The 24,615-nt window shown below is 44.9% G+C and carries 21 protein-coding genes, 1 tRNA gene and 1 riboswitch; of the genes, 11 read left to right on the forward strand and 11 right to left on the reverse strand.

The genetic code is table 11. The features are described from left to right. Positions 1-44: 44 nt before the first annotated feature. Positions 45-2,351 carry a 5-methyltetrahydropteroyltriglutamate--homocysteine S-methyltransferase gene (gene metE / locus DVG78_RS17460; protein WP_114462342.1) on the reverse strand — a complete coding sequence of 769 codons (2,307 nt, stop codon included), beginning with the start codon at positions 2,349-2,351 and terminating at the stop codon, positions 45-47. 91 nt (positions 2,352-2,442) lie between these two features. After that, a riboswitch (cobalamin riboswitch) is annotated at positions 2,443-2,590 on the reverse strand. A gap of 304 nt (positions 2,591-2,894) precedes the next feature. Here metE and DVG78_RS17465 point away from each other — a divergent pair. Beyond that, positions 2,895-3,263 (forward strand): alpha/beta hydrolase, encoded by a 369-nt coding sequence (locus tag DVG78_RS17465; protein WP_114462343.1) that lies wholly within the window; start codon positions 2,895-2,897, stop codon positions 3,261-3,263. A 104-nt stretch (positions 3,264-3,367) separates the two neighbouring features. Then, complete coding sequence (locus DVG78_RS17470) at positions 3,368-3,847, forward strand: Fur family transcriptional regulator (protein ID WP_114065789.1); 480 nt, start codon at positions 3,368-3,370, stop codon at positions 3,845-3,847. Between the two features lie 7 nt (positions 3,848-3,854). On the opposite strand, the gene DVG78_RS17475 is transcribed toward DVG78_RS17470, so the two are convergent. From DVG78_RS17475 to DVG78_RS17485, 3 genes are read right to left on the reverse strand one after another with little or no spacing between them, the layout of a single operon-like run. Beyond that, complete coding sequence (locus tag DVG78_RS17475) at positions 3,855-4,628, reverse strand: LytR/AlgR family response regulator transcription factor (RefSeq protein WP_114462344.1); 774 nt, start codon at positions 4,626-4,628, stop codon at positions 3,855-3,857. Continuing rightward, positions 4,609-5,685 (reverse strand): sensor histidine kinase, encoded by a 1,077-nt coding sequence (locus tag DVG78_RS17480; RefSeq protein WP_229598255.1) that lies wholly within the window; start codon positions 5,683-5,685, stop codon positions 4,609-4,611. The genes DVG78_RS17475 and DVG78_RS17480 overlap by 20 nt, the downstream gene beginning before the upstream one ends. An 8-nt stretch (positions 5,686-5,693) precedes the next feature. Further along, positions 5,694-7,268 (reverse strand): sensor histidine kinase, encoded by a 1,575-nt coding sequence (locus DVG78_RS17485; protein WP_147277107.1) that lies wholly within the window; start codon positions 7,266-7,268, stop codon positions 5,694-5,696. Between the two features lie 263 nt (positions 7,269-7,531). Between DVG78_RS17485 and DVG78_RS17490 the strand changes: the two genes are divergently transcribed. Continuing rightward, positions 7,532-8,614 carry a Gfo/Idh/MocA family protein gene (locus DVG78_RS17490; protein ID WP_114462347.1) on the forward strand — a complete coding sequence of 361 codons (1,083 nt, stop codon included), beginning with the start codon at positions 7,532-7,534 and terminating at the stop codon, positions 8,612-8,614. A gap of 50 nt (positions 8,615-8,664) precedes the next feature. Here DVG78_RS17490 and DVG78_RS17495 read toward each other — a convergent pair whose 3' ends face one another. The 5 genes from DVG78_RS17495 to DVG78_RS17515 all read right to left on the reverse strand — a co-directional run bounded on the left by DVG78_RS17495 (position 8,665) and on the right by DVG78_RS17515 (position 15,411). Next, on the reverse strand, positions 8,665-9,441 hold the full coding sequence (locus DVG78_RS17495) for a LytR/AlgR family response regulator transcription factor (protein ID WP_114462348.1): 777 nt from the start codon (positions 9,439-9,441) through the stop codon (positions 8,665-8,667). Beyond that, positions 9,441-10,478 (reverse strand): sensor histidine kinase, encoded by a 1,038-nt coding sequence (locus tag DVG78_RS17500; RefSeq protein ID WP_114462349.1) that lies wholly within the window; start codon positions 10,476-10,478, stop codon positions 9,441-9,443. The genes DVG78_RS17495 and DVG78_RS17500 overlap by 1 nt, the downstream gene beginning before the upstream one ends. Positions 10,479-10,507: 29 nt before the next feature. After that, positions 10,508-11,695, reverse strand: coding sequence for a serine hydrolase domain-containing protein (locus DVG78_RS17505; RefSeq protein WP_114462350.1), 1,188 nt, complete (start codon positions 11,693-11,695; stop codon positions 10,508-10,510). Positions 11,696-11,722: 27 nt separating this feature from the next. Next, a complete protein-coding gene (locus DVG78_RS17510; protein WP_114462351.1) occupies positions 11,723-12,301 on the reverse strand; it encodes a hypothetical protein in 579 nt (192 codons plus the stop codon). 239 nt (positions 12,302-12,540) lie between these two features. Continuing rightward, a complete protein-coding gene (locus DVG78_RS17515; RefSeq protein WP_114462352.1) occupies positions 12,541-15,411 on the reverse strand; it encodes a PVC-type heme-binding CxxCH protein in 2,871 nt (956 codons plus the stop codon). 156 nt (positions 15,412-15,567) lie between these two features. Here DVG78_RS17515 and DVG78_RS17520 point away from each other — a divergent pair, with 156 nt between their 5' ends. The 3 genes from DVG78_RS17520 to DVG78_RS17530 all read left to right on the forward strand — a co-directional run bounded on the left by DVG78_RS17520 (position 15,568) and on the right by DVG78_RS17530 (position 17,821). Continuing rightward, a complete protein-coding gene (locus tag DVG78_RS17520) occupies positions 15,568-16,053 on the forward strand; it encodes a peptide deformylase (RefSeq protein WP_114462366.1) in 486 nt (161 codons plus the stop codon). 160 nt (positions 16,054-16,213) lie between these two features. After that, entirely contained in the window at positions 16,214-16,993 is a 780-nt protein-coding gene (gene trpA / locus DVG78_RS17525) for a tryptophan synthase subunit alpha (RefSeq protein WP_114462353.1), read from the forward strand. Positions 16,994-17,107: 114 nt separating this feature from the next. Further along, positions 17,108-17,821: a LolA family protein gene (locus DVG78_RS17530; protein WP_114462354.1), complete on the forward strand. Its 714-nt coding sequence runs from the start codon at positions 17,108-17,110 to the stop codon at positions 17,819-17,821. A gap of 25 nt (positions 17,822-17,846) precedes the next feature. On the opposite strand, the gene DVG78_RS17535 is transcribed toward DVG78_RS17530, so the two are convergent. Then, positions 17,847-18,182 (reverse strand): T9SS type A sorting domain-containing protein, encoded by a 336-nt coding sequence (locus DVG78_RS17535; protein WP_147277108.1) that lies wholly within the window; start codon positions 18,180-18,182, stop codon positions 17,847-17,849. Positions 18,183-18,349: 167 nt separating this feature from the next. Then, positions 18,350-18,423: transfer RNA gene (locus DVG78_RS17540), tRNA-Met, on the reverse strand. Positions 18,424-18,649: 226 nt separating this feature from the next. On the opposite strand from DVG78_RS17540, the gene DVG78_RS17545 reads away from it, so the two are divergent. The 5 genes from DVG78_RS17545 (at position 18,650) to DVG78_RS17565 (ending at position 24,410) form a co-directional block, all read left to right on the forward strand. Next, positions 18,650-19,042: an START-like domain-containing protein gene (locus tag DVG78_RS17545; protein ID WP_114462356.1), complete on the forward strand. Its 393-nt coding sequence runs from the start codon at positions 18,650-18,652 to the stop codon at positions 19,040-19,042. Positions 19,043-19,052: 10 nt separating this feature from the next. After that, positions 19,053-20,558, forward strand: a complete 1,506-nt coding sequence (locus DVG78_RS17550) for an LptF/LptG family permease (RefSeq protein WP_114462357.1) — start codon at positions 19,053-19,055, stop codon at positions 20,556-20,558. A gap of 63 nt (positions 20,559-20,621) precedes the next feature. Next, positions 20,622-20,891 (forward strand): 30S ribosomal protein S15, encoded by a 270-nt coding sequence (rpsO, locus tag DVG78_RS17555; RefSeq protein ID WP_114065773.1) that lies wholly within the window; start codon positions 20,622-20,624, stop codon positions 20,889-20,891. Positions 20,892-21,120: 229 nt separating this feature from the next. Next, the gene (gene pnp / locus DVG78_RS17560) at positions 21,121-23,346 is read left to right on the forward strand and encodes a polyribonucleotide nucleotidyltransferase (RefSeq protein WP_114462358.1); all 2,226 of its coding nucleotides are present in this window, start codon (positions 21,121-21,123) and stop codon (positions 23,344-23,346) included. Between the two features lie 200 nt (positions 23,347-23,546). Next, the gene (locus tag DVG78_RS17565; protein ID WP_013930257.1) at positions 23,547-24,410 is read left to right on the forward strand and encodes a sigma-70 family RNA polymerase sigma factor; all 864 of its coding nucleotides are present in this window, start codon (positions 23,547-23,549) and stop codon (positions 24,408-24,410) included. The last annotated feature ends 205 nt before the right edge of the window (positions 24,411-24,615 follow it).

Below are 24,615 nucleotides of genomic sequence, written 5' to 3' on the forward strand. Positions count from 1 at the left end.
TTTTCATTGGCAAAGTTTTACACTTTGCCAATGAAAAGTAATCATTACGAATAAGATTCCTGTTCTACCAAACTACGTATTCTGCCAGCTGCCTCCACCATATTTTTGAGGGCAGCTTCGGTTTCGGGCCATTTGCGGGTTTTCAGGCCGCAGTCGGGGTTGACCCACAGGTTTGTTGCCGGCAATACCGTCAAGGCTTTTTCCAACAATCCAACCATTTCTTCCACCGTGGGCACGCGGGGGCTGTGAATGTCGTATACTCCAGGTCCGATTTCGTTGGGATAATTAAAGCCAGCAAAGTCATCCAACAACTCCATCTGCGAGCGGGAGGTTTCAATCGTGATTACGTCGGCATCCATGGCCGCAATATTTTCAATAATATCCCTGAACTCCGAATAACACATGTGCGTGTGAATCTGGGTTTCGTCCCGTACTGCCGCCGACGACAAACGAAACGCTTGTACGGCTTGGTCGAGGTAGGCTTTGCGGTCACTTTTTCGCAGAGGTAATCCCTCTCGGATAGCGGCTTCGTCGATTTGAATGATTTTGATGCCCGCTTTTTCTAAATCTGCTACTTCGTCCCGAATGGCCAGTGCGAGCTGCATCATGGTGTCGCTGCGGGGTTGGTCATCGCGCACAAACGACCACTGCAATATCGTAATCGGGCCTGTTAGCATACCTTTCATGTATTTTTGGGTAAGTGACTGCGCGTAGACCGTCCAACGAACCGTCATGGGTTGGGAGCGTTCAATGTCGCCGTAAAGAATGGGTGGTTTTACGCAGCGTGAGCCGTAGCTCTGTACCCAGCCGTTTTGCGTAAAAACATAGCCTTCGAGTTGTTCTCCAAAATATTCCACCATATCGTTGCGTTCAAACTCACCGTGAACCAAAACGTCTAATCCGAGTTCTTCCTGCCAGATTACCGCCTTTTGAATGTGTTCTTCGAGGGCTGTTTCGTATTGTTTGGGCGTTAGTTCCCCTTTTTTATACTTTGCTCGGCGTTGACGTACGTCCTCTGTTTGGGGAAAAGACCCAATGGTAGTTGTGGGAAAAAGTGGAAGATTCAGCAGGGACTTTTGTTTGTTTTGTCGTACTTCAAAAGGGCTTTTGCGTTGGGTATCTTTCTCTTTAAGCTCCGCCACTCTTTTTTTGACGTGTTGTTTGTGAATCAACGGTGAAGTTCGACGGTTCATAAGGGCGGCTTGATTTTCTGCCAGTACATTCACTTTGTCATTTACTGCAATGTCGTATAAATCAGTTATTTCCTGCAATTTTTGTTTGGCAAAGGCCAGCCAGTTTTTGATTTCGTGGGGCAAGTCTTTTTCCAATGCTAAGTCTGAAGGACAATGCAGCAACGAACACGAAGGAGCAATCATGACGCGGTCTGGTCCCAGTTTTGCCACGGCTTTTTGGATGAATGACAACGACTTAGCATAGTCATTTTTCCAGACATTGCGTCCGTCGATGATTCCTAGCGACAGCGACATGGGCTCTTTCAGGGCAATCAATAAGTCGTCAAATTGACTCGGAAAACGAACCAAATCAACGTGTAATGCACAGACAGATAGGTGAGAAGCGGTCAGGATATTGTCGCGTAAGCCGTCAAAATAAGTGGCCAGCAGCGTTTTTAGGCTTGGGAATTGGGTCCGAATGGTTCCGTAGGCCAACCGCAACGCATCCTTTTCTTTGTACGTCAAATCCAGCGCCAGACAAGGCTCATCAAACTGAACCCACTCGGCACCAGCGGCGTGGAGCCGTTCGAGTATTTGACAATAAACGGGGAGTAGTTTGGGTAGCAGGTCTAACCGATGAAAACCTTCCTCTTTTTCTTTGCCCACCAACAGATACGAAACAGGTCCTAGCAAAACGGGCTTGGTCAAAATACCCCATTGCAAGGCCTCTTCAAATTCATTGAAAATCTTGTCAGATGCGAGACGAAAGGATTGATTTTTGGTGAATTCTGGAACGATGTAGTGATAATTGGTATCAAACCATTTGGTCATTTCCATGGCTTTGATGTCGAGTCCATCTTTCTGGTAGCCGCGTGCCATGGCAAAATACATATCGAGGGCGTTGTTTTGCGGATGGGCCGATAAAACGGCCTGATATCGCTCGGGCACGGCGTCGAGGGTAAGGCTCAGATCCAGCACATGGTCGTACAACGAAAAATCGTTGGAAGGAATCAAATCGATACCCGCCGCCCGTTGTTGTTCCCAATGCCGACGGCGCAGTGATGCACCCACGGCCAGCAATTCCTGTTGGGAGATTTTGCCTGTCCAGTAGGATTCACAGGCTTTTTTGAGCTCGCGCTGGCTACCAATGCGGGGGTAGCCGAGGTTGTTTTTTAGCATTTGCGTAAAAGGAGTTGAGTGAAACAATAAATTGTTGGTAACTTATTGTCTTTCCCTTTTGCTTGACTACTGCTTTAGATCGTGAAAGCATCGGTCAATACGTTTGGAGGCAAGTATCTCGGCTCGCAGCGCTCTATGTGGCTGCTTACGGTTGCACGTCAGCTCGTGATTTTTACACGATTCCCTTTTAATTCTGACCCTTAAAAAGTAAGTCAGAAACCTCCAAACGGCAATTGTCGTGAAAGAACTTTGGCAAAAATATAGGAAGAAAATGTATATAGATATAAAAACTGTTTATATAAACAAAAATAGATAAAAAGTCTAAAAAATGTTAAAATATAATTTATTAATGGTTTGATTTTTGATAAAATAACACATTTTATCTTTTGAATTTGGCAAAAAAACGCCCTTTTATAAGGGTAAAAAAAGTAGGTGGCAGCTTAGTGGGGATTAAGAGTAGAATCATTGGGCGTTTTGGCTTTGAAATGTATCTTTCATAAATAACGTCGGCGAGGTTTTAAACCTCGCCGACGTTATCCCCTCATGAAATTATCAAAGAGAAACTGGTTTAGACTTGTTTGGTTTATCATTGATTGGCACGTTCACGATTTGGAACTGGCTTTCCTATCAAACCCGAAACTTACCCGCCAACACGCTTACTTCAACTACGCAAACAACCGTAAACTCTACGCCACCAATGACGGTTTGGCGAGTCTGCCTGAAGTTTTTGAGAACAAAGGGAAGTTGCCTTCCCACACCCAATGGGTTGAAATCAAGGGCGGAAACCACGCTCAATTTGCATACTACAGTTCACAATTGGGCGACGACAACGCCACAATTACACGAAAAGTACAGCAATACATTGTTAATCAAACGGTTATTGGTTTTTTGACGGCTATTGAAAACCAATAACACTTTGCGTTTGGGTTGAAGATTTCTTTGTTTATTGTTTGTAATTAATCTAAATAAAGGTAAATTTGTGGCATAGATGCACCCGCTATTCTTACTTATAGATTATGCACACTTCACACCTTCGAGCAGCTACTTTGCGACTGGACCAGTTTCTGGAGTTGAAAGGCTTCCGCCGTACCCAGGAACGGTATACGATATTGGAAGAAATATATTCGCACCACGACCATCATCATTTTGACGCCAACCAACTGCGAGAAATACTCCTGGAAAAGGGATTTCACCTCAGTATGGCCACCGTTTACAACACGCTTGAACTGTTTGCCGAAGCGGGTTTGATTAAAAAACATCAATTTGGCAACTCACCGGCGTCGCATTATGAACGCACGCTCGGTAGTCGGCAACACGACCACGTGGTTTGTTTGGACTGTCACTGCGTGAAAGAATTTTGTGACCCGCGCATGGGTTCCATCGAAAATACCGTTGGTGACTGGTTTCAAACGCAGGTTTTACAACATTCGCTGGTATTTTATGGGCATTGCACCGACGAACTTTGTCCCCACAAAGCAGGAAAAAATGTCAATTAAGGGCATTTTATTTACCCATCCATTTTTTAAAATCGCTCACCTTTTCCCGACTAACGATGGCTTCTTTCTCGAACGTCGGGTGTAAATTGAGGGACAAACGATTGCCAAAATAAGGCTGAATCTGTTCAACTGCTTGGTGCGTTACAATGACGCTACGGCTTATCCGGAAGAATTGGTGCGGGTCGAGGTTTTCCCCCAATTCGTCGAGGGTATATTCAACCAGAAATTTTTGATTGTTGTGCGTTTTGAAGAAACTAAAACGTTCATCGGTAAAGAAATACGCAATTTCTGACGTTTCGATGGACAACAATCGTTGGCCTTGGCGAACCAGAAATCGTTTCCGAAACTCAATGGGCTGCTGTTGCAATTGCAGTTCTTTGATTAATTTTTCGATGCTAAACGGCACGCCCTCTGTCTGTTGGCTTCCGCGCAAATCGCGCAATTTTTTCAGGCTTCGTTGTAAATCTTCCTTTTGTATCGGTTTGAGCAGGTAATCAATGCTGTTGACCTTAAAGGCTTGCAAAGCGTACTCATCGTAGGAGGTAGTAAAAATGACGGTACTCTGTACATTGACCTGTTCGAAAATTTCAAAACTTTGTCCGTCGGCCAATTCGATGTCCATAAAAATCAGATCAGGGGCGGGGTGGTTTTCCAGCCAATCCACCGATTCTTCAATACTTGCCGTGATGCCCACTACGGTGAGTGATGCGTCGGCCTCTGCAATGAGTTTTTGCAGTTTTTTTACGGCCAATTCTTCGTCTTCAACGATTAATACGTTCATGTTTCGTCGCAACAATTAGGGGTAATACAACGGTGAAAAACCCATCATGGTCAGTAATGACGGGTTTTGATTGGGTTAATAATTGATATTTGGCCATGATGTTTGATAGGCCGATTTGATTGGATGCCACGCGGGTATTTTTGCGTTGGAGGTTATTTCGAACCTGCAAAAAATGACCGTCGAGTCCTGTTATCTCCAAATGCAGAGGACGACTTGCCACAATGACGTTGTGCTTTACCGCATTTTCGACCAGTATTTGTAAGGTTAGAGGCGGGATTTGACAGGAATAAAAAGATTCTGGAATATTAACCTCCAAATGAATGCCGTTTCGGTAGCGGGTTTTGAGCAGGTGAAAATAAGATTCAATGAATTTGAGTTCATGGGCCAAACTGGTCAAATCCCCCTGCGAATTTGTTTGTAGCAAATAGCGGTACACTTTGGCCATTTCGTCCACAAAAATCTCGGCCTGCGCGGGTTCATCGGCAATCAACGAGGAAAGCGAATTTAGGCTATTGAAGAGAAAGTGAGGATTAACCTGACTTTTGAGGCTATCAAATCGACTTTGTAGGTTTTCCTGTTGCAATTTTTCTTTTTCAAGCGCGTTTTCTCGCCATTTATTGATGGAATATACCGTTTCGTCGATTCCTACCGAAAGGAGGTTTGCGCCGATATTCAAAATGAAAATTTGTATGGTGATGCGGGGATTGTGATGATAGCCAAACAGATGAAAATAATCGTACATGAAAATGCCCCCCAGAATGAATATTGGAGTGACAATCATAAAGGTAAAGAGCAACCATCCTGCCCGTTTTTTGGTTTGGTTGAGGTCGGGATACCGTTGGATGATTTGCTGCGTAAAATAGTCGAGAGTAATGAGGCACGACGCCGCAATGCTTAGGTTAAGGCTGGTAGCTGCAATGAAAACAAAGGGTTTGTTGAGATAGTCGGGGCCAACCATCCAAAAGGTAAGTAATGGAATAAACCACGAAAACAACAACAGAAAATGCAGTTTGGTCTGTTGTCGGATGCGAAAACTGGGCGGGGTTATATGCTTCAATGATAACTTCATTTATCTTCGCTGACGGTCAAATTGGGCAACAAAGGGAGTAGTACCGTAAAAGTTGTTCCGTTGTCAAATATGGAAACGGGCTCTACCGTCAAGAAGGTATATTTGCCCACTAGGTTGGTTAATTCAGCTTGCGGGTCTGCAATGCTGACCATTCGTTTTTGAATCGTGTGCTGAATCATTAATTGGCCTTCTTCGGTGCTTTGAATCAGTATAGACAGTGGTTTTTTGGCTGAAATTGTGTTGTTTTTCATGGCATTTTCAAGCAGCATTTGCAGGGTAAGCGGTGGCAAATAACCCGATTTATCGTTATTGTCGACGTCAATTGTGACTGAAATGCCATTTCCGTAGCGTATTTTGAGCAAAAAGACGTACGAATTGATAAAATTGATTTCTTTTTCGAGCGTGGTGAGTGGATTTTGGTGGGTTTGGAGTAAATACCGGTAGACCTTGGCCAGTTCATCCACAAACTTTTCGGCCTGTTTTACATCCTCCTGAATCAAAGATGAAAGAGAGGTAAGGCTGTTGAATAAAAAATGCGGATTTACCTGCCCCTTCAGCGTGTCGTAGCGTCGTTGGAGGGCTTCATTTTTGAGGGTCTCTTTTTCGACCTGTTCTTGTTGCCACATGGATAAAGCGTAGAAATAACCGTGGGTGAGGCAAAGCAAAAAATCAAAGCATAACCCCAACAGGATGAACGCTTTGGCCGTCATGATGGAAAATGTAACGCCAAATATGTCGATTTCACTAATGACCCACAACGAGCATACTACCGCCGTGGAAGAAACCGTTCCCGTCAAGAAAAGCATTAACAATACCCGAAAAAGGGTTTGACGAAGAAGCGGGAAAGTACGAATAGCCAGCCGAACCGACAACGTCAATAATACAGCGCAGGGTATGTATAGCATCACGACCAACGCTGAGCCAAGGCTGAGCAGCAATGGGTCAGACAGATAATTTGGCCCGATAATCAGGTAATTGGTCAACGGAACCAACATCAACAAGACCAATCCATGAAATCCCCATTCTAGCGGACTCACTCCCGACCACCATCCCTGATAAGTAATTACCAAACGGTCGTCAATTTTTGAAGATGCGTTGAGGGGCGACGAGTTTGGGCGCGTGGCTTGAGCTTTTTTTCTTCGACAAGACTCCGCGTAAAACAAATTCAGGGCCGCGCAGATAAAAACGTCAAACACGGCTCCCAATATCCAAATAGGTTTTACTTTGGCCCAACTAAAAGGGATGGAAAGATGCGGAACTACGCTATACACCCACACATCAAAAATGGCCAATAGCCCCGTCAGCACTCCCACTACCCCCATCATAATAAGGATGCGTTTAAGGATGTATTGTTCGGGAACAAAGGCGAGCACTTTTCGAATGGCAATGGTCAGCAACACAATTGAAAACCAATAAAGCCCCAAAATCACGACCGTACCCGCGATAAACGTATCCAGAGAACGGAAATAATCCATTCCGATGAAGAAATAATTGCCGATGGTAAACAGCAAGGGCATCATCAACAGATGATATCGCCACTCAGCAGGTGAAAAAAAGCGGGGTCGTAACACGTTTAGGTTAAATTACATGATGTTGCCATAATGCATTGCGGGATGAAGATAAGGGGCAATTTCCTAAACACGGAAATCATCGGCCTTTATTTAGAGATTTTTATGAATGAATTGAGAAAAACACGGCATGAACTGTTGGTAGGTCTAGGCCGATGATTCTATCTGCCCAAAGCGTGCGGGAATTCAAACCCCCAAGAAATTGTAGTAGGTAAAGTAGTAAGTTGTACTTTTACGGCAAGAATCATTTTCCTTTCAAACTATCTATGTCAACACTCAATAAACCCGTGCGCGTTCTGGTGGTAGGATGCGGAAACATGGGAGCCTCCCACGCAACGGCGTATCATAACGCCGAAGGTTTCGAAATTTGCGGAATCGTTTCAACCGGAAAAAGTAAGGAGGTCCTGAATGAAAAACTGGGCGGCGGCTATTCGCTTTTCTCAGATTATGCCGAAGCCCTGAAGGCTACAACCCCCGACGCGGTTTGTATCTCGACCTATCCCGATACCCACGAGGCGTTTGCGGTGATGGCCTTCGAGCATGGCTGTCACGTATTTATCGAAAAACCCGTTGCCGATACCGTCGAAGGCGCAAAGCGCGTGGTAGCAGCGGCCGTCAAAGCCAATAAAAAACTGGTGGTGGGCTATATTTTGCGGCACCATCCGTCGTGGGAAAAATTTGTGGAACTGGCGCAGGAACTTGGTAAGCCTTTGGTCATGCGTATGAACCTCAACCAGCAAAGCCACGGCTACATGTGGGATGTACACCGCAATTTGATGAAAAGCCTGAGTCCAATTGTAGACTGCGGTGTTCATTACATTGACGTGATGTGCCAGATGACCCGTTCAAAACCCGTTTGGGTCTCGGCCATCGGTGCCCGACTGACCGAAGAAATTCCCGCAGGAAATTATAATTACGGACAGTTACAAATCCGTTTTGAGGATGGCTCTGTGGGCTGGTACGAAGCAGGCTGGGGCCCGATGATGAGCGAAACCGCCTTCTTTGTCAAAGACGTAGTGGGACCCAAAGGCTGCGTTTCTATCGTGGCCAAAGAAGCGGGTGGCAGCGGCAAATCTGACAATGTAGATGCGCATACCAAGACCGAATCGTTGCGTTTTCATCACGCCGAGTTGAACGAAAACAACCAGTTTGTCAAAGAAGATGAGTGGATAAACCTGACCGACGAGCCAGACCACCAAGAGCTTTGCAACCGCGAACAAAGCTATTTCTTAAAAGCCATCGTGGAAGACGTTGACTTGACTGATCACATGAACGACGCCGTCAACAGCCTTCAAATTGCGTTTGCCTGCGACGAGTCTGTGCGTACGGGCGAAGTGGTAAGATTGTAATTCATAAAAGTGAGTTTTGAGGAGTGCGCTCAGTTGAGTGCACTCCTTTTTTATTCCCCCATCCATGCCCTAAACTCAGGGGCTTTGTAGCGGCTGATAATTAATTCATCTTCGGTGAGGGGTTTAAGCGTGATTTTGAGGCGACCGTTGAGATGGACTTGAATTTTGTCGATGGATTGTCGCGCCACCAAATACTGCCGAGTAGCCCTAAAAAATGCCTTAGGGTTGACCATTGTTTCCAAGTCTTCGAGCGGATATTCAATCAAATACGAACGTTTATCGCGGGTTTTAACAAACGTAAGCCCTTCTTTGCTTTCAAAATAAGCAATGTCTTCCACCCGCAGCGGCAATAGCTTGGTTCCTTGTTTGAGCAAAAAACGGTCGCGATAATTGGGCCTGACGTGCTTCTGCGAGCTGAGCATTGCTTTTAATTCGTCCAAATTGAGGGTATTTTCGAGAGCGCCAAACGTTTTTCGTAAGTGTTGAAATTTCCGTAGGCTTTGTCGGAGCATTTCTTCTTCGATGGGTTTGAGCAAATAGTCAATGCTGTTTACTTTAAAGGCTTGAATGGCAAATTCGTCGTAAGCGGTGGTAAAAATGACGGGACATTTAAGTTGAATTTGATTGAATATTTCAAAACTTTGCCCGTCGGCCAACTCAATGTCCATGAGCGCCAAATCAGGAGCGGGATGCGTACGAAACCAATCTACGCTGCTTTCGACACTCTCCAACATCGCCACTACTTCAATTTTGGCGTCAATTTCCGTGACCATGACTTTGAGGTGTTCGGCGGCCAATTCTTCATCTTCGATAATGACAACTTTCATTATTCTTGGGGTTTAATGAGCGGAATTCTGACGACATAATTTTCGGTGTCCTCGTACAAATCAATGGGTGGTAGTTGTAATAATTCGTATTTGGTGCTGATACTGACAAGTCCTTTTTTGGTGGTTGGCAGCGAGTCATTGTTTTTGCGTTGTAAATTATTCGAGACCTGAATGTAAGCATCTTCGACGCTTTCGATTTTGATGGTCAAGGGATTTTGGCTTGAAACCTTGTTGTGTTTGACCGCATTTTCTACCAAAAGTTGCAACGTCATGGGCGGAAGCTGGTAATTCTGCCATTGAGGATTGACTTTCACTTCCAGATGCAGCCCCTTGCTAAACCGGGTTTTGAGCAGACTAAAATAGGCGTGCATAAAATCGAGTTCTCTTTGGAGTGAAATGAGCGTCTGCTCGTTGCTTTGTAACAAATACCGATACACTTGCGACAAATCAGTAATAAACTTCATAGCCGTTTGGGTCTGTTGGGTTTTGACCAACGCCTGAAGGGCATTGAGGCTATTGAATAAAAAATGGGGTTTGACTTGATTTTTCAGCGAATCCAATTGCATTTCTAAATTGGCACGGGCCAGTTCTTCCTTCTGCCGATTGACGATGTTCCATTGCTGAAAAAAATAATGGCTTTCGTAGAGGGAATAAATGATGGTAAAGTTGAAAAAACTCAGTCCCGTCATAAACAAAACGTCGATGTCGGCGTCGGTGAGCACGGTGTCCTTATAAACCCAATACTTGAGGGCAATAACCCGACAACCCACCGCAACCACGGTTCCTGGAAACATCAGCGCAATGAGCGTTAAAATTCGTTTGCGGGTGTTGGGAATCCCATGAAAACGTCGTCGTACCCGAAAGACCAAAAAACGCACCAAAATCCATGTAAAATAGACCGAAAGTAGCCCGAAAATCAGAAACTTAAACGAAGGTACGACCCCATTGAACATGTTTAGATTAAAGAAAATCGTCGAAATTGTCCAAAGAGCTAAAGGGCCCAGTAAGAGTAATTTTCGGTCGTCGGGTCTATCCATAAGGGATTTTGGTGAGTTTAAAGTCGAGACTAATTCAGTTTTGAAACAAACCGACAAAGGTCAATTTTGGCATCGGTAGTTCGGAATAAATATTGCCCAAAAATCTGCCGACCCGCATTGATGGAAATGAATAAATAAGTATCGGAAGCGGGCACGTATATCAATTGAGTCGTGGCCCCGATGTTGTCGCCTTCGTGTCCGTAGGTGGCTACTCCTTTGTTGTATTCAAAGTATTCCAACCCCAAACCATAGTCGGGCACCGTCGATTCTTTGCCTTGTATCCACGTTCGCATTTCCTTCAACGATGTTTGATTAACCACTTTCCCCGCGTTCAATGCTTCCAGAAATTTGATGGCATCGGTGCCGTTGGCGGCAATACCACCGTAGCCTTCAATCGACTTGCCGATGGCGTTGTTCCATTGGGTGATGTTTTCCAATTGTCCGTTGTTGTAGCGTTCAAAATAATAATTGGGAAAGCCTAACGAACGAATTTGTTGATCTGTAAGGCCATAATACGTTTTGTTTAACGCCAACGGTTGCAAGATTTCTTCCTTTAAAAATTGGTCGTAAGGTTTGCCCGACCGTTTTTCGATAATCAGTTGCAATAATAAATAGTTGGTGTTAGAATACAAATAATCCGTACCGGGCTCAAAACGGGGTTTTTTATGGTAGGCTGTTTTCAATTGTTCCAACAGGGGTTGTTGGTCAAAGGGGTTGTTAAATTGTCGTAGTTGAAACTCGGGCAGCGATGTAAAGTTGGGAAAACCTGAGCTATGATTGAGCAGCATTCGAACCGTAATTTTGTCACTGTTGACGAGGTTTTGGGTAATATCAGCGGGTAAATACGTCGTAATGGGTTCGTCCAAGGCCACCAAGCTCCGTTCTTTCAGCTTCATGGTGAGCGCGGCGGTGTAGGTTTTGGTCAGGCTGTACAACCAAGCGACCATGTTGTCTTGCATGGGTGTTTTATCTTCAATTCGGGCGTAGCCCCCGTTGACAACGTACCAACCCGCAGGGCTTTTGACCATGACCTGAATGCCCGGAACTCCCTTGGCAACGTGACGGTTGACGATGGCCGTCAGGGAGTCTTTCATGGGGTGCGCAGCATTGACGGCAATGGTGCCGGGGATGTTTGCCACTGTCTCGTCATAGAGGTTTTTCTGACAGGCAGTTGTGATAATTATGAGGAAAATAAATCCGATTAGGCGGTTTTTCATGTCTGTATGAATTTATAAAAATACTGATTAATGCTGTTTGGGGGCGTATTTTAACCCTACTAAAAAGGTGGAAGTAGGCATGGGGGTAAGGTCGGGAGTATACCCAAAATGAGCGCCTAGTTGATAGGCAATGTACGGTCTAAATTCTCCCTGAACGGTTGAAATGCCCCGATAGCCCATGCTTAGTTGCAACGGTACCTGAATGACGCCTTTGTAGGCGCGGCCATTTTTCCACTCCGAGCCTGTCCATTGGAGCGAACGCGAAGGATGGAACCACCACCGATACCCGCCGCCAATGCCGATGCCCAACTCTAAATGATTTGCTACCACGGGTGTGTATTGAAACATGGCTTGAACCGAGAGTGCATCGCCTTGGTACTTGTGGCGGGCGTAGCCAATGCGCAGGGTAAGTCCGAGGGTTTGGCAGGTGTTGAATGCCTGATGAACCCCCGCCATCACGACGGGCTGAGGATTGTTATACGAAAATCCTTTGAGGGGAACATGAAAGGCCTGAACGCCTGCTGATACATCAACCAGGGTTTGGTTTTGGGCTGAAAGTGAGGGTGTTATGCCAATTGAAAAGCAAATGAGCAAAAAATGTTTCATGGTGACTGTTGGTTGATTTGACACCACAAAATTTCATTTTTGCTCTTTTAGTTGCCAGATTAGGCGGGGCGAATGGTTAATTGTACTACTTGAATTGTCGTATTTTTAAGGTGGCCGGTTTGGCTGAAATTCCCTAAGAATGCCCCGTCCGTCGGTTTGAAACCGTCAGACGGGGCATTCTTAGATTTCAAACTGTTAGACGGGTAGTTTTTCTTCGGTTTATTCGACTTGGAAAAAGGTTATTGTCCCGCTGGTAATTTCAATAGATAACCAGTTAAGTCCGACAAATCCTTTTCTTTTAGTCCCAATGATGAAGCCTCGGGCATGAGGCTGTTTTTGAGTTGTTTACGCGAAATGATGTTGGTGGCTTTAAGGCTCGTAGTTTGTCCAGCGGCGTCTTTTAGCACCACCGTTGCACCATCTCCTACGAGAAATCCGTAATACGTATTTTTGTCTTTGGTTTGGATAATCCACGGCTCATACCCAAAGGCCAGACCTGCACTGGGATTGATGATGGCGTCGAGTAGTCCGTTTTTATCAAACTTCTTATTAATCATGCTCAAATCGGGACCGATGTCTTTGCCGTCTGTCTCAAAACGGTGACAAGTAGCGCAGTTTGTTTGAAACAATTGCTTGCCTTTGGTGACATCGGCAGGAAGACTGGCGGCCAAATTGACGGACAATCCTTTGCCACTGGGGCGGGGGAAATAGTCGCCCGCCATCATTCGGATGCTTCGGTCGGGGTTATTAAAAATAGCTTCTGCAATTACCAGTTTAAATTCTTTGGGGATTTTGGACTCTCCTGCCGCCGCCAACAAAAGTTGACCGCCGTAGAGGTCAGAGGCGAGGGTCTTGGCGGCCATTTCGCGTTGTGATTTGGCTACCGAGGTATCCATCATTATCTTTTGCCATTCAAGCATTTTCTTTTGAACGGGAGAAAGAACCGCCGCCGTGGCTTGCTGCCAGTTGATGAGGTCTTGCCAATCGTTTGTTTTACGGAAATTTACCCAATAAAACGCCTGCTCTGACACATCTTTCAACGGGCTTTTAGACAATTCTAGCATCGTTAATGCGGCGGCTTTGTCTTTGATAAACGCAATGGCGGTGAGGGCCTGCTTACGGTCGGCCGCTGATAATGCCTTGGCCGTGGCCCTACTTCGTAAATCGTTCAGGGCGGCTTTGGGGTGCAGACGCCACGCCAATCCTGCCTGTTTGGGTGTCCAACCAACGGGGTCTTTGGGCCAACTTGGACGAATATCCTTGTAAAATGCTTCTTCTTTTCCGTCGGCCCCAATGCCCAATGCTTCCAAAAAATAGCGGTCTCCGCCGTCAAAAGCGGTAAATAACGCTTTGAGTGTTTCTTTAGATTGTTCGTAAGGAACGTCGCGCAGTGAAATAGCAATTTCGCGTAAAAACCCACTCCCTAAACTTTTTTGAACAGAAAAATTGGTAGGGTTTAATGCCCTAAACGCCGTAATTCTTAGGTTTTCATCTTTGCTTTCGTTCAATACCTTTTCGGCCTCCGCTTTCCCTTGGTCACCCAACTGGGCCAATAACCACACAGCCCTTGCCTGAATGAAAGGGTTGGGGTCATTCAAAAGCATTTTTACGGGCTGAACAACCCTTTCTCCCTGCGCTTTCAAAGCCACAAATCCAAGATTACGGACGTTGATTGCGGGGTTTTTGAGCGCCTCAATCTGCCCGTCAACGCTTGAAAGGTCGAATTTAGGCGTAGTCAATTTCTTGCCTTTGGGGGTAATGCGGTAGATGCGTCCGTAGCCTTTTTTATCGTGCATGGCGTGCCCTCCCACGATGGGGTCATACCAGTCGGCCACGTAGATGGCACCGTCGGGGCCCGTAGCGGCATCGCTGGGGCGGAACCATTTGCGCTTATCCACGCCCGTGTCGTTCCATACATAATGGGCTTCTACTTTAGGAAATGAACTGATGAAATCAACGCGTTTGGTCATGTCATAGCCTGCGCCTTTGGGTTGTGGCCAATACGCCCACACCACGTTTCGGCCTGCTTCGCAGCTCAGTACGGTGCCTCGGTATTTTGCGCCCAAAGCATCCCCTTCATACACGAGCATACCCGTGGGAGAGCCTGCCCCGGTGTTGTCGCCCGCTACCAGTACGCCTGGGTCTTCTTGGTGCCAATGCGCCGTAAACATGTCTTGGTCGGGACGGCGGTCTGCCTGCCAAGTGCGCGTACCATCGGCGCTGAAATAACCCGCATTTGAACCCTCCATCACCCAGCTTGTACGGCACGTAACTACTTGGTCGTCGTTGTCATTTTGCCAATAATTTCCGTAGCTGTCGATGGCGATTTCGTAACTGTTGCGAAAGTTATGCGCCATCACTTTCAGTCCTGTGCCGTCGGGATTCATTCTTAAGGCCAAGCCACCTACCCACACGCGCCCGTCGTCGCTTTTTTGATTTCCCTGATTTTTGTCGTTGTAGGGCGTTCCGCCCGTATAAATACTGCCCGAACGCAAGTTCCAGCCGCCTTTATCTTTTACGTTGTGGGGGCCAGCATTGCCCGTATTAAAATGCCATCGACCGTCGGGCCCAGCCGTGAGAGAGTGGAGCGAATGGTCGTGGTCAAGCCCCCCAAAACCCGTTAAGAAGATTTCTTTTTTATCGGGAACATCATCGCCGTTTTCGTCGGTGTACATGATGATATTGGGCGCGCAGCTCACGATGATTTTATTGCCGATGACCCCAATGCCGAGCGGTGCCACCAAATCTTTGTCTTGTACAAAAACCTTTGAATTGTCGGCTTTGCCATCCCCATCTGTATCTTCCAGAATGACCACGCGGTCGCCTTGGTCAAAGTGAAGTTTTTTATCGGGTTTGTTGTTGAATTCTCGATAATTGACCGCCTCCGTAATCCAAACCCTTCCTTTGGCATCAATGTCCATATTGGTCGGATTATAAAACAACGGTGCCTCGGCCCAAAGTGTGGCCTCTAAATCATCGGGTACAAACACTTGGTTGGAGTCGGATGGCGATTCTGCACGGTATTCGTTTTGGAGGGTGTTGGTTCCTGTAAACGAAAGAACCGAGACCAAACTCATGGCAACAATGATTTTCAAAGGTGCATTTGGCATCTTAACAAACGGTTTTGAGGTTGTACAATTAAAAGTACTCATTCTGGTAAAATATACTCTTAACTTATTATAAAGAGTGGACAAGAAGTACATTTTTTTGAATAGGATTGTGGCTATTTGTGTAAATTGCCCACCATGTAGCATTTTGATAGAATGATGAAAACTTTAGCCGATTTACTTTTATTGGGTGACTCACGTTTGTACGAAACCTGTTCGCCGATTTTACCCGAAGAAAAACCGTTGGTAGAAGGCTGGGTGGCCGATTTGCACAATGTGATGCAGGAAGTGCGCGCCAAATACGGTTTTGGTCGGGCTATTGCGGCGCCGCAATTGGGCATCATGAAACGCTTGATTTACATGAATATCGACAAACCAGTGGTTTTTATTAACCCTGAATTGACCCATCTCAGCGATGAGATGTTTGAATTGTGGGATGATTGCATGAGCTTCCCCAACTTGTTGGTCAAAGTGAAACGTCATAAGTCGCTTACCATAAAGTATTTAGATAAAAATTGGCAGCCCCGTGAGTGGATAATGGACGATAGCAGTCTGTCGGAATTGTTACAACACGAATATGACCACCTCGACGGCGTTTTGTGTACCATGCGGGCCATTGATGGTAAATCGTTTCGGTGGCGGTAGTTTTTTTACAAAAAAAAAGTAAACAACAGAACGTTGGTTAAACTTTGGCTATAGGCGTATAAAAAATTACTTTTGCCTCGGCGTGTTGTTGATTAGTAACCAAAACTACGTTGCTAATGCTCCGCCGATAAGTAACAAATCCCAATTTTATAAGAACTCCATGAATCGCATCGTCTCTCTTTTTCAACACCATCCAAGCCATAATCTTAACGTTTATTTTACGGCAGGTTTTCCAAAATTGGAAGATACTCGCCGCATTTTAAAGTCACTACAAGACGCAGGTGCCGACCTCGTCGAAATCGGAATGCCCTATTCTGACCCCGTTGCTGATGGCGAAACCATCCAAATCAGTAACCAACAAGCGCTTGAAAATGGGATGAGTGTCAAAAAGTTGTTTGATCAACTCCGCAATATGCGCGACGAGATAAAACTGCCCGTGTTATTGATGGGATACATCAACCCAGTGCTTCAGTTTGGGGTGGAGAACTTCTGCCAGCAGTGCGCTGAGGTGGGTGTAGATGGACTGATTTTGCCCGATATGCCCGTGGACGAATACCTCGAAACGTACAAGCCCATTTTTGATCAATATGGTATATTAAATATATTCCTAATCACGCCTCAAACCTCGGACAAACGTATTCGTCAGATTGATGAGAACAGCGCAGGGTTTATTTACATGGTTTCATCGGCCAGCGTAACAGGCTCTCAAACGGGCGTGACGCACGATATGGAAGCGTATTTTGCTAGGGTGAACGCCATGAATTTGCGCAATCCCCGTTTGATTGGCTTTGGCATAAAAGACCACGAAACCTTCGTAACTGCCTGTCAGCACGCCGCAGGTGCGATTATCGGCAGTGCTTTTATCCGGGTTGTGCAACAAAATGAAAACTTAGAAGAAGCAATCACTACCTATGTTTCGAGTGTAAAGCAAGGTTTATAAGTTCATCTGACTGAGGGAAATGACCGTTCATCCTATTTTTTTAAGTTCTTATTTTCGCTCTACGTTTTCGTTTTACCTTTCGTCCAAAATTGACATTTTAACCGTTGTAAAGACATGAAAAAACTAGTTGTAATGGTTGCGCTACTCACAAGTACCGCGTTGACAGTGATGGCGCAAACCGCCGAAGAGATTCTGGACAAGTCAATCCAGGCGAGGGGAGGGGCAGAAAAGCTTAATAGCCTAAAATCTCTGCGTATGGAAGGGACCCTCAGCGTGATGGGAATGGATATTCCGACAAAATCGGTCTTTGTGCATAAACGTGGAATGCGAAATGAAATGGAGGCTATGGGGCAGTCTATCATTATGGCGATAGATGGAGAAAAGGGCTGGATGATTAATCCAATGGCTGGCCCAGAACCCACACCTTTGCCCGACGAGCAATTGAAGGCGTCGGTAAGCCAACTTGATTTGTCAGGGATTACCAACTACAAATCATCAGGGACCAAAACTGAGCTTTTGGGGAAAGAAACCCTTGATGGAACAGAAGTATACAAAGTGAAAATGGTTTCGAAAGACGGGTCGAGCATGACGCACTCCATTGACGCCAAAAACTTTAACATCATCAGAACGGCCATTAAAGTCAGTGTGGGAGGAAAAGATGTGGAGGTGGAAACTAAAATGTCAAACTATAAAGTATTTGACGGAATTTCATTTCCTACGACGACGGAAATCACTAATCCCGAAGCAGGCGTAATTACGACCACGATTACAAAAGTGGAGATAAATCCGACAATTGACGAAAGTGTATTTGTGATGCCTAAAAAATAATTACTTGAAGTTTGGTGGTCGAAAATTATTTGACCACCACTCTTCTAATCAATACCTTGTCCAGTTTTTCGTAACGAATCAGGTACGTGCCTGAAGGGACGCTGTTGAGCGTAGTTTCAAAGAAATGTCTTCCTGGCGGAAAAAGTTCATCAACAAGTGTTCGTATTATTTCCCCTTCCGAATTAACCATTTTGAGGCTGATATGGGCGGGTAATTTCATGCCGATTTCGATGGTGAGTAGTTCGTAAGCAGGATTGGGATAGGCTTTAAAGTATTCGTATTCTGGGGTAATATCTGTAACAGAAGCTGATTCGGGAAATAAATAGCATAAAGAGTTGGCGCTTTTCTCTACTAATGGCAAAGAAAAGGGGAAAAAAAAGAATATTAAAATAAATAGCATTAATTCCTTCATACAAACTGGAATTTATACCTTAACAGGCGCTAAGTTAAGAGATTTATACCGTAGAATGAAGCGAATGGTATATTTGTCAAACAAAAAAATCCCACTCAAGAGTGGGATTTTTTTTGTAGCGGGGAGCAGGATCGAACTGCCGACCTTAGGGTTATGAATCCTACGCTCTAACCATCTGAGCTACCCCGCCATCGTTTTGGTGGTGCAAAAGTAGAAGAAAAAATTTTATTACGCAAACAGATTTTGAATAATTAAAGGAAGTTTCTATTTTGCCGTTGCCGTTGAGAGGGTTAGCAGTATTAAGTAATTTATTGGAAGATTAAATAATTTTAAAATTGTAGGAAGAAAAACAACGGTTTACCCTACCAAAGCAAATTCAACCGACCTTTTTTAACAAGTTAAACAAGCCAAACACTATGCAAAAGTTCAAATACTCGAATGAATATGAACTAAGGGCTTCGCCAAAGATGCTTTTCCCTTACATAAGTTCCGCTTCCGGCCTGTCGGAATGGTTTTGTGATAAAGTCAATACCAAACCTGACCATAACTTTGATTTTATCTGGGACAAAGAGAGTCATATTGCCGAACAAAGCTCGTTGCGCCTCAACAAAAGCGTAAAGTTTGAGTTTCTAAATACGAGCGAAAACAATCGGGATAACAATTATATTGAATTTAAAATTGATGTAAGTGACTTGACTGGCTCAACGTATTTACGGATTACGGACTACTCCACCAACGCCGACGTAGAAGAACTAAAAGACCTTTGGGACGGTTTAATAGAGAGTCTCAAGGAAATTGTGGGAAGTTGAGTAAATACGAATGAAAAAAATTGATAAACTGGTATTACGGTCATTTTTGGGCCCGTTCGTGCTGACTTTGTGCATTGTCGTTTTTATATTTTTGATGCGACTTATCTCTCAGTATTTGAATGAACTCGTGGGCAAGGACATTGATTTCTTAAATTATGTTAAACTCCTCGGCTTTTTTAGTCTCATTACCGTTCCTGTAGCTTTACCTTTGGCCGTTCTGCTTTCTTCGTTGATGACCTTCGGAAACTTGGGAGAGTTTTTTGAATTAACGGCCATCAAAAGCGCGGGAATCTCCACATGGCGCGCCATGCGGTCGGTGATGGTCATGGTGGCGATGATTACGGTTTTCTCGTTTTGGTACAACAACGAAGTCGCGCCGTGGGCCAATCTCAAGGGGTACAGCCTTCTTTATGACATCAAAACGGCCAAAGCCACCCTCAATATTAAAGAAGGGATTTTCTACAATGATTTGCCGGGGTATAATATAAAAGTAGATAAAAAATTTGCTGACCAGAAAAGCCTAAAGGGATTGGTGATTTATCGACATCCGACCAGCGACTACAACGCGGGTAACCGCGAAGTGATTTTGGCCGATTCAGGCCTGATGTACACCATCAATAATCAAAGCTATTTGGTTTTTGAATTGTATAAAGGAAATCAATACTCCGAAAATGGCCAAACTGGAGGAGGGAGCTATTCGCCGAGCGACAACCGACAATTTACGCGCTCTTATTTTGACCATTATAAAATGGTGGTAAGCTTGGAGTCATTCGGCCTTAAACGTACCGATGAGAATCAATTCCAATACCACGAGTACATGAAAAATGCCAAAGAGCTGCAAAAAGTGGCTGATTCACTCAAAAAGGAATATAAAAAGACCAAAGATGGGCTTTTTCCCCAGTCGAAACAGTACTTTAGCTATGCTTTTCGGGCCGAAACACTCCCCAAAACAACGGCCCCCAAATACGGCAAATGGGTGGACTCGCTGTTGAAGAAAAAGCCCGTGGCTTTGCCCTCCGAAAAAGAACAAGTAATCGCAAGTGCGCTCACGCAGGCCCAAAATGTTAAATCTTACGCCCAAAGTAACAAAACGTACCTAACTGATAAGGGGAAAACCTGGTATCGGTATGATTTGGAAATGCATCATAAATATACCCAGGCAGTTTCCTGTTTTGTGATGTTTCTGTTGGGGGCACCTTTGGGCGCCATCATCAAAAAGGGGGGCTTTGGTATTCCAGTGTTGGTGTCGGTTCTTTTCTTTATTTTATCGTATGTACTTACATTGCAGGGCGACAAGTGGGCCAAAGATGGCTTGGTTTGGGTGCCGTTTGGGGCTTGGTTTTCCAATACACTCCTGATATTTGTCGGAATCTATTTTGCCGACCGTGCTTTGAAGGATTCTCGCCTGTTTGATAAAGATGTATACATCATCTGGTGGGAAAGAATGACGAAAAAGTGGCAGCAAAGCAATACCCTTAAAAAATGGCGCGGCAATAAGGCTGTTTATTCAAACTAATTGCATACCTTTGCAGCCGTTTTTGTATATATGTTCCATCTAAATTAATCTGAGGTTACAATCATGTATTTAACATCGGAAGTGAAAAAAGACTTGTTTCAAAAGTATGGCAAGTCGGAAAGCGATACGGGTTCTCCGGAATCACAAATTGCATTATTTACACACCGTATCAACCACCTGACCGAGCACTTGAAGCAGCACAAACACGACAGTGCCACTCGTCTTGGTCTTTTGAAATTGGTAGGTAAGCGCAGACGATTGCTGAATTATCTTCAAAGAACTGAAATCAGTCGTTATCGTACTATCATCGCCGAACTGAATATCAGAAAGTAACGCGATACGCTCAAACAGGGAATTTCATTCAATTGAATTCCCTGTTTGTCATTTCTCTCCCTTTCAAAATTAAGTACAAAAATTTTTGCGGTTTATTCAATAAATAGCTTGCGTTGTTGTCTTTTAATGAAGTTAAGTGTAAACGTATTGTTCGATTCACATTTAATAGATAACAAAATAACAGTCTTAAGCGGAAGCGCAGGCACAAAGCGGTTTTAATTCTTCTTTCATGTTTAACATCATCACAAAGACCATTACACTTCCTGATGGTCGCACCATCACAATCGAGACGGGAAAACTAGCCAGACAGGCCCACGGGTCTGTTGTTGTGCGTATGGGTAACACCATGTTGCTGGCTACGGTGGTTTCCAATCCCGATGCCCGGCCCGGTACTGATTTTCTGCCGTTGTCGGTTGATTACCAAGAAAAATTCGCGTCAGCGGGACGTATTCCCGGAAGCTTTCAGAAGCGTGAAGGCAAATTATCGGATCACGAGGTGTTGGTCAGCCGCTTGGTCGACCGAGCCCTGCGCCCGATGTTTCCTGATGATTTCTACGCAGATACGCAGGTAAACGTATTTTTAATTTCGGCGGATGCCGAAGTATTGCCCGATGCCTTAGCCGCTTTGGCTGCATCATCAGCGTTGATGCTGACCGATGTGCCTTTCAACGGCCCGATTTCGGAAGTGCGGGTGGCAAAAATCAATGGCGAATACGTCATTAACCCCATTTCGTCTCAACTCAAAGCCGCTACTTTAGATCTTATCGTGGCGGGTTCTGCCAAAGATATTTGTATGGTAGAAGGAGAAATGAGCGAGGCGTCGGAGCAGGATGTCATTGAGGCAATCAAAGCCGCCCACGAAGTCATTAAATTGCAATGTGCGGTTCAGAAAGAACTTGAAGCAGAAGCGGGTAAGACTGAAAAACGTACGTTTGAGTATGTAGTTCACGACGAAGAACTTCGTCAGAAAGTTCGTGAAGCTTGTTATGATAAAATCTACGCCGTAGCCCGTCAAGGAAGTGCAAATAAGCAACTCCGTAAAGATGGTTTCAAAGGTGTTATTACCGAATACTTAGAACAATACAAAGCCGAAAATCCCGAAGAATATGATGCCAAAGTAGGGCTTATCAAGCGCTATTATCATGATTTGGAATGGGAAGCTTCGCGCCGTTTGGTATTGGATGAGCGCAGCCGCTTAGACGGACGTGCGCTGGACCAAATCCGTCCTATCATGTGTGAGGTTGATTTGTTGCCATCACCACACGGTTCGGCGTTGTTTACCCGTGGCGAAACGCAATCGCTTACGACCGTTACATTGGGTACCAAAATGGACGAGCAAATCATTGATACTACCATGTATTATGGTTACAGCCGTTTTATGTTGCACTATAATTTCCCAGGTTTTTCAACGGGTGAAGTAAAGCCAAATCGTGGACCTGGCCGTCGTGAAGTAGGCCATGGAAACTTGGCCCACCGTTCATTGAAAAAAGTATTACCCCCCGATGACGAAAATCCATATACGATTCGAATCGTTTCTGATATTTTAGAATCAAACGGTTCATCGTCAATGGCAACTGTTTGTGCAGGTACACTGGCACTGATGGATGCGGGGATTAAGATAAAAGCCCCCGTAGCTGGAATTGCAATGGGATTGATTACCGATAATTCTGGCAAATACGCCGTGCTTTCAGATATCTTAGGGGATGAAGATCACCTTGGCGACATGGACTTTAAGGTAACGGGTACTGAACAGGGAATTACGGCTTGCCAAATGGACCTGAAAGTAGACGGACTTTCGTACGAAGTACTCGCCGAAGCCCTTGACCAAGCGCGTCGTGGACGTTTGCACATTTTGGGTGAGATGAAGAAAGCGATTGTTGAAAGTCGCGAAGAACTCAAGCCTCATGCTCCTCGTGCGGTGGTTATTCAGATTGCGCAAGAGCAAATTGGTGCCGTAATCGGGCCAGGTGGTAAAGTAGTTCAGGAAATCCAACGCGTATCGGGTGCAACCGTAACCATCGAAGAACGCGACGGTGCGGGTTATGTCAGCATTTTTGCCACCAACGGAAACAGCATGGACATTGCGGTAAAACGCATCAAAGGCATTGTTGCCATTCCAGAAGTAAACGAAGTGTACACGGGAGTTGTAAAAACAATCCAGCCATTTGGCGCGTTTGTTGAATTCATGCCGGGTAAAGATGGTTTACTGCACATTTCAGAAATTACGTGGGAGCGACTCGAAGCGATGGACGGAGTGCTGCAAGTGGGTGAAGAAATACAGGTAAAACTAGTAGAGCACGATAAAAAAACGGGTAAATATCGTCTTTCACGTAAGGCATTGTTGCCTAAACCAGAAGGCCACGTAGAAAGACCCCCGCGTGAAGATCGCGGCGACCGTCGCGAACGCGGCAATGATAGAGGGGGAGAGCGTCGTAGAGATGATAACCGTCGATAAAAAAGAGTATTGAAAAGGGCCACAGCCGAAAAAGTCAAGTTGATTCTAAGCGTAGATTGGCCCTTTTTGATAATTTTTACTAAAAATCCAAGAAAGTCAGTAGATTTTGGGTTTTTTAACTTAAAGTTGATATGAAAATCAACTTTTGATACTCTTTTTTCGTTAACAAATAGTATTAAGATAGCACCAAAGTTTATAAAATGAGACAGCTAAAAATCAGTAAGCAGATTACCAACCGAGAAAGCCAATCGCTTGATAAGTATTTACAGGAAATTGGAAAGGTAGATTTGCTGACTCCCGACGAGGAGGTGACTTTGGCGCAAAGAATTCGGGAAGGTGATCAACAGGCATTGGAGAGATTGACTAAAGCAAACTTGCGTTTTGTGGTCTCCGTGGCTAAACAATATCAAAACCAAGGGTTATCACTTGGTGACCTTATCAATGAAGGTAACTTAGGATTAATTAAAGCTGCGCAACGTTTTGACGAAACGCGTGGTTTTAAATTCATCTCCTATGCCGTATGGTGGATTCGTCAATCCATTTTGCAGGCATTGGCCGAACAGTCCCGTATTGTGCGCCTTCCGCTCAACCGCGTAGGGTCTCTCAATAAAATTTCAAAAACATTTTCGGATCTCGAACAAAAATTCGAGCGTGAGCCTTCTCCTGAAGAATTGGCAGAAGTGTTGGACATTTCGGCCAATGAGGTGGTTGATACGCTCAAAATATCGGGTCGTCACGTATCGATGGATGCGCCTTTTGTACAAGGGGAAGAAAATAGCCTCTTGGACGTACTAGAAAACGACATGGAAGAGAAGCCCGATCAAGGGCTTATTAACGATTCGCTTCGCAAAGAAGTAGCGCGTGCACTTTCTACCCTGACCCAACGGGAATCGGATGTGATTGCGTTGTACTTCGGACTGAACGGCGAACATCCCATGACGCTGGAAGAAATCGGGGAGAAATTCAACCTGACCCGCGAACGTGTACGTCAAATCAAGGAAAAAGCCATCCGCCGTTTGCGCCATACATCGCGCAGCAAAGCGTTGAAGACTTACTTGGGATAACATCTCTTTGAATTATTTTGACGATAATAAATGAAGCCGCCTTTTTAGGGCGGCTTTTTTGTTTATTAGGGGTATATTTAGGCTTCCCTTGGAAATTACTTTGGACTTTGTTTTTCTTTAAAAACCCCAGCTAACTATTGCTGGGGTTTTTAACTTTTGATTAACTTACCACAGAATAATACAACATTTACAAATTTTTCATCTA

Origin of the sequence: Runella aurantiaca (assembly GCF_003339505.1) — a bacterium.
Classification (GTDB): Bacteria; Bacteroidota; Bacteroidia; order Cytophagales; family Spirosomataceae; genus Runella; species Runella aurantiaca.